Genomic DNA, 6,102 nt, shown 5'->3' on the forward strand with positions numbered 1-6,102 from the left:
TTAAGGAATTAAGTTAGGTAGTTTTATTGATCTATAATTTGATTTTGGAGTGGCAATATTCTTACCAGTTTTTTCATCTTTCCTTAACCAGTATGGTACAAAATAATTTTCTCTTTGTTTATCTCCATAGCCTGCACCTGTATAATAAATAAAATTGTAAATTCCAGGTTTTGATATGTTGTTATCGTGTGGCTGTGGCATTCTTGTGAATGGATGGGTATGTCCTGCATATAGAACATTGTCAAAGGTTAGTCCTTTCTCTCCGAAAGCCCAAGGTGCAGTCACTTTATCAGTAACCCCTGAAGTACCTACTAAATACTTATCAACCGTTCCTTTTCCTTTTGTATCAAAACCACCGATTGACCATTCTACATTTGTATTTTCAGCTCCAAATTGAAATACTTTTCTGGCATCTGTTCCATTGGTTGTTGTCCCATATCTTTGCTTACCGTCAACATTGGTTTCAAGCTGACTAATAATTGTTGCATCTTTAGCTTCGGCTTTATTTACAGTAATACTTTTACCTGTATTTACATTTCCATTTTTATCACTGGCATATAAGGTATCTGATTTATCTTGTGTTTCTTTTATCAGTTTAACCTCCCCGTTTTTAAGTAATTGATAATCATTCTTTACTTCTCTTCCATCGGGGTCAATATTACTAATAGGATTATTCAAAACATAATTGTAAGAACTAAATGGTTGATACATTTCCGTCAGTGGATCAATTACGCTCCATCTTCCCAGATCAGGCATATACATCCTCGCTCCATAATCATACATCCCTGTCTCCTGAAGTTCTTTGCCATTATACTTATAATTAAAATAACTTCCCAACTGTGCGTAACCTGTTCCGCCTATGTGGTTTAATCCGAATGGATAATAATTGTTGGTATCCGTGGTTTCCTGAACGCCTTCGCTGTTTTTTCCAAAACTTACCCTTACATTTCCCAGGTGATCTCTGTACTGGTAAATATAATGGTTTTCCGTGAAACTGTAAAATCCTTCTGCTGTAGGTACAAAATCAAGGTCCCATTGTAGGATGGTGGGCAGGGGATCAAATGTTTTGAAAGCCTGCTGCTCGAAAGCGACTTCTGTTTTACACCCCAAACACGTAGAGGATTCGCGATAAGTATATTGAAAACCATCCAGGTAATCTGTTATGTTTTTCGTTACAGGAGAACCTTTTCCGCCTCCGCTGCTGTATGTTTTGCGAAGTTTTGTGCCGTCTGCACGGTTCTGTTTCCTCTTCTACAAAACGAAACAAAATATAACCCACCCTAATTGCGGTGGGTAATTTTTATTTGCTACAAAGTCGGGGGAGACTTTGCGTTGCGGGGGAAATTACTCATATTCACATTTATAAGAGTCTTTATCATTAACAACAAACGCTAAAACTATTTTGCTATTTGAGAAAGTAATAATCTGTGTGTATTTATTTGCACTTAACCCTAAAGCGAGATTTAATTTACTTCTTGAGTGCCATTCCTAATTATAATAGAATGGAAAAAGGAGAACGGGAGATTCCTGTAAAAGTGCTGGAAAAATTAGCCGATTTGTACAAAATGAAGATTGATGAGATTATTCATTTTGAAGAGGGCAAAAAAGCTCCTAAAGAAGTACAGATAGAAGATAAGGAGCTCGTAGAACAGGTTAAAACTAATACAGGAACTGGAACCTGATGAAAAATCTATGATTTTTAAAATGATTGATACTTTTATCAACCAGAAAAAATTTAAGGATTTTATAAAGCAAAATGTTGCGCTATAAAACACAAAACCCACCGCTTTGCGGTGGGTTCTTTATACTTGCTCGCGGATTACAAATCCGCAAGATCGGGTTTTATAACAAAAAACTCATCAATAAAATTTTTACCTTCATCTAAATACAAAACATAAGAACCTATGCTTTTCCTTTTACACTCTATACTTATTTCAATCTTATAACTATTCTTAAATAGTTCATTCTTGTCATATAAAACATAAGAAATATTCTTGTTTATTAGTTTTATATTTTCATTTTCACAAGACTCTTTTAACTCTTGTAAAACTTCTTCATCTTTTAAAATATTATTTATATACTCTAAAGAAAGTTTGAATAAATCTTCTATATTTCTATTTAACATTTTTATTAATATTAGTGCCCCATAACTTTTTCAAAAACAATATGACCATTTGGATTACCATAAATCCTAATGTCACCCCCTTTACCTAAAATTTTAACTTTATATTGATATCCTGTCTGAGCAGCCTCTGTTGCAGTTAATTTTATTATTTCTTGTTGTCCTGTAGGAGCAACTATTCCTTTACTAATAGCATTTTTAATTTTTGCTTGTATTGAAGTATCTAAAGAATTAAAAACTTTACTGATTACCCAACCGGAAGTGTTTTTACCGACACCCATTTTAGCAATATTACCAATTTTTCCTTTCTTTAAATTAACTAATAAAATTGCTGTAGCTATTATAGCTTCTTCTTTGTCTTCACTATCTCCAATTGATTTTAAATTTTCCCACGTATCCGCTAAATTACTTGGCACATCTTTAATTTGTTTCCACATAACATTGAGACTGCCCATTACACCATTTGCTTTTCCATATCTCGCATCTAACATTGTTTGTTCTGCTGGAGTTACAGGTCTTATAGGAGTCATGATTTCTGCGATTTTGTTAAAGTCAAAATTCGCAGATTTTTTATGACTTGTTATAACAACCTCTTGTATAAGCTGTCCTCCTTTAGGACCATAAGTTGCATTTGGATCGGGTTTGGGCAACTCTTACAAGGTTCTCCAATCATCCCCGTTGGGTCATTAAATCTAATCGGGTTTCCATAAACATAAGAATATGGACTGTAGCAAATTGTAATTCACTTAATGGATCTACCACACCCATCTCCCGATATCCGGCATATACATCCTCGCCCCATAATCATACATTTTGCTTTCCTGGAGCTCCTTACCGTTGTACTTGTAATGTTAAAGAAATTTTTATTTGTTGTTGAGGTGCGTATGAAAATTATTTATAGTTTTTTTCTTCAACAATTTAGACTTTGCAGAATACTGTCTACTTTCACCAACTGGAATTTCATTTACATCTAATCCATACCAAACTTCCATAAAAGTTTTTAAATCAAACGTATTAACTCGAACTGGAATAAATTTATTATCTTTCTTTTCCAAGGAAATAAAATTCTCAACTGCATCCAATGTAACTTCATTACCTTTTTCATATTTAAAATACTCTGACTTTGTAAAACTTTCTTCACTAATCTGAACTTTATTTGATAATTGTTTCATTAGATCTTGATCAAAAAATCTATCTCCTTTGAAAAACACAAATACAATGTTTTGAGAATAATTAAAGTATTTTATTTTGTTTTGAGAATCAGTTGTAAATTGTCCATCTGCGTTTAAAACAGAATATTTTGTTGGTAAATAAGTTGAATAATTAATACCCATAATTTCTGCTTGTGCTTCATCAAAAATATCATCAAAATCAAAAGTTATAAAGACAACTTTATTTTTGATTTCTATGGGAATAATATTGGTCTTACTTAAATATTCTACACTTTTTTCAACTTCTTTTTGAACTTCATTATTTTTTATAAATAACAACCTATCTTGTGCTGAAAAGAGTACGTTCACAAAAAGCAATATAGAAAAATATATAGTTCTCATTTATTTAATCAAATTAGGTAATTTAACTTGCTGTCTTTGGTTTAGTTTTGGAGAAGCTATTGGTTTGCCATCTTTTCCCTGAATAATACTAAAAGGGACAAAATAATTTTCTCTTCCATCCCTATAACCTGCTCCTGTATAGTATATAAAATTATATGCATCGGGATTGGATATTCCTACATCATGAGGTTGTGGCATTCTAGAATATGGATGAGTATGTCCAGAATAAATATTATTCTCATAGGTAAGTCCTTTTTCTCTAAATTCCCGAGGTGCTTGCACTTTATCAGTAAGGTGGGTAGTTCCTACTAAAAACGTATTTTCTTTTCCTATTCTAAATCCTCCAATTGACCATTCTACACGACTATTATCCGCAGCAAATTGAAATACTTGTCTTGCATCTGTAAAATTATTTGTAGTTCCATGACTTAATCCACTACTATCTTTGCCTGAAAGTTGACTAATTATAGTTCCATCTGAAGGACTGCTTTTATCCACTTTCACATAATCCTTGTTTTCTTTTCCTATTCTTTCTGTTTCTTTCTGTGCGTTACCATTTGCATCTTTTACAGCATTTCCATTTGCATCGCTTTTTGCTTTGTAAAGTCTATCAAAATTATCATCTGTTTTCTGAATTAAACTAACATTTCCATTATCATCTATACCATAATCGTCGTAGTTCATTCCATTATCATCGACATAGAAAATCAGATTATTTCCGGACATATGATAAGGAGACATTGGAAAGTATTTTTCCGCCAACGGGTCTATCATCCCCCCATCTTCCAATATCAGGCATATAGAAACGTGCCCCATAATCATACATTCCCGTCTCCTGCAGCTCCTTCCCATTATACTTATAATTATATGTAACTAAAATGTGAAACTTGTTATTATCTCCCACACGATAAAATCGTGCGGGAGCGAGGGGGAACATTACTATTCATTATCTTCAAAATCTTGACTGAACTTTATTCCTTTTTTTAAAAGTAAATCTTTTATATATTTTGATTTTTGAAAAGGAGATATTCGAATAATTTCATTTTTTGAATTAAATGTGATAAGCCAATATTTAGAATCATAATCTATTATATTCTCTGCTTGATTTAAATTCTCAAATTTTGTCTCTTTAAATGAGTTTTTAAATATCTGTGATTTATTTTTTGACTCTTTTGATTCATCTATAATTAATCTATATCCATCAATAATATAAACTTTACTGTACTCAAATCCACTTAATAATTTTGGATTTACAAAAGACATTACAATATTGTAAGAATCCTTGTCATTCTCGCTATTATTAGCACCTAATATCAATATATTTTCTTTAGAATCAATCTTTACTTGTGAACTTCTATCTTCTATAAATGCTCTAACAATGGATTGGTAAACATCCTTCTTTTGTTGGGCATGAAAATTATTTTTGCAACTATTCGCTAAAATAATTATGCAAACTAATAAAAAATATTTTTTCATAATTTATTTTTTTGTCTTTCCTGTATATGTTGCTGTATCTCTATTATATTTAAAATAACCTACTCCGGGTGTATATTGATATGTACTTCCCACATTAGGATTGTAAGCTTTTCTATCTCCTGCAGGATTTAAGAAAGTCTTTTGAACCGTTAACTCTCCTGTTTTACTGTTACGAGAGACATCGAAACCTGACGGGCCCCATTCAGAACCTGGTGGATGAGAGTGTACTCTTTCCTGTCGAATTGCATCTTTTGTAATATGGAACCCCGAACCTCCTAAATTATTACTTTCAAGAACATCTGCAGCACTAGCACTTTCATTAGTAGAATGATTAGTACCTACAATATTTGTAGAAAAGCCATCAGAAAAACTAAATGTATCTTGTCCAAGCTCAACAGAGGTATTGCTAGCTGCAAATTCAAAAACCTGTGTTGCAATATCATAATTTTGTATCTGCATATAGGTAAACTCATTTCCTCCTGCAACTCCCTCGTGACCAGGTGTATTATAAGAAACCGTTTTAGCATTTCCTATTTGCGAGTCTCCTGTAGGATTTGATTCTGACACATTTGTTCTTGCAATTTGAATAGATTTGGATTCATCTTCGTTGGTAACGGTATCATAAACATTATTGTCTTTTGTTCTTTCTATATTACCATTATTGAAAATCTTAATCTTATCTTCATTCTGCATTCCATCAGGGTCAACAAATCTTATCGGATTATTATAAGCGTATGTATAAGGACTCCATCTTCTTGAAGTTTCCGCTAGTGGGTCAACAACTCCCCATCTACCGATATCCGGCATATACATCCTCGCGCCATAATCATACATTCCCGTCTCCTGCAGCTCCTTCCCATTATACTTATAATTAAAATAACTTCCCAGCTGTGCGTGACCTGTTCCGCCTATGTGGTTTAGCCCGAATGGATAATAATTATTGGTATCCGT

9 protein-coding genes are annotated in these 6,102 nt (G+C 32.8%); 1 reads left to right on the plus strand and 8 read right to left on the minus strand.

From position 1 onward, the window contains the following. Entirely contained in the window at window positions 1-1,110 is a 1,110-nt protein-coding gene (locus tag ACM39_RS19480) for an RHS repeat-associated core domain-containing protein (RefSeq protein WP_048511631.1), read from the minus strand. 392 nt (window positions 1,111-1,502) lie between these two features. On the opposite strand from ACM39_RS19480, the gene ACM39_RS19485 reads away from it, so the two are divergent. Beyond that, entirely contained in the window at window positions 1,503-1,682 is a 180-nt protein-coding gene (locus ACM39_RS19485; protein WP_228377116.1) for a hypothetical protein, read from the plus strand. Between the two features lie 137 nt (window positions 1,683-1,819). On the opposite strand, the gene ACM39_RS13810 is transcribed toward ACM39_RS19485, so the two are convergent. From ACM39_RS13810 to ACM39_RS13840, 7 genes are all read right to left on the minus strand, one after another. Beyond that, on the minus strand, window positions 1,820-2,125 hold the full coding sequence (locus ACM39_RS13810; RefSeq protein ID WP_048511633.1) for a hypothetical protein: 306 nt from the start codon (window positions 2,123-2,125) through the stop codon (window positions 1,820-1,822). 11 nt (window positions 2,126-2,136) lie between these two features. Next, window positions 2,137-2,772: a hypothetical protein gene (locus ACM39_RS13815; protein ID WP_048511634.1), complete on the minus strand. Its 636-nt coding sequence runs from the start codon at window positions 2,770-2,772 to the stop codon at window positions 2,137-2,139. A gap of 213 nt (window positions 2,773-2,985) precedes the next feature. Beyond that, window positions 2,986-3,675, minus strand: coding sequence for a hypothetical protein (locus ACM39_RS13820; RefSeq protein ID WP_048511635.1), 690 nt, complete (start codon window positions 3,673-3,675; stop codon window positions 2,986-2,988). Then, a complete protein-coding gene (locus tag ACM39_RS13825) occupies window positions 3,676-4,497 on the minus strand; it encodes a JAB-like toxin 1 domain-containing protein (RefSeq protein ID WP_410470250.1) in 822 nt (273 codons plus the stop codon). Then, window positions 4,388-4,612 carry an RHS repeat-associated core domain-containing protein gene (locus ACM39_RS19645; protein ID WP_048511637.1) on the minus strand — a complete coding sequence of 75 codons (225 nt, stop codon included), beginning with the start codon at window positions 4,610-4,612 and terminating at the stop codon, window positions 4,388-4,390. Before ACM39_RS19645 ends, ACM39_RS13825 begins: the two co-directional genes overlap by 110 nt. 2 nt (window positions 4,613-4,614) lie before the next feature. Continuing rightward, complete coding sequence (locus ACM39_RS13835; protein ID WP_048511638.1) at window positions 4,615-5,151, minus strand: hypothetical protein; 537 nt, start codon at window positions 5,149-5,151, stop codon at window positions 4,615-4,617. 3 nt (window positions 5,152-5,154) lie between these two features. Next, a partial coding sequence (locus ACM39_RS13840; protein ID WP_048511639.1) for an RHS repeat-associated core domain-containing protein occupies window positions 5,155-6,102 on the minus strand: 948 nt, incomplete at its 5' end.

This window comes from Chryseobacterium sp. FH2, assembly GCF_001045455.1.
Lineage (GTDB): Bacteria > Bacteroidota > Bacteroidia > Flavobacteriales > Weeksellaceae > Chryseobacterium.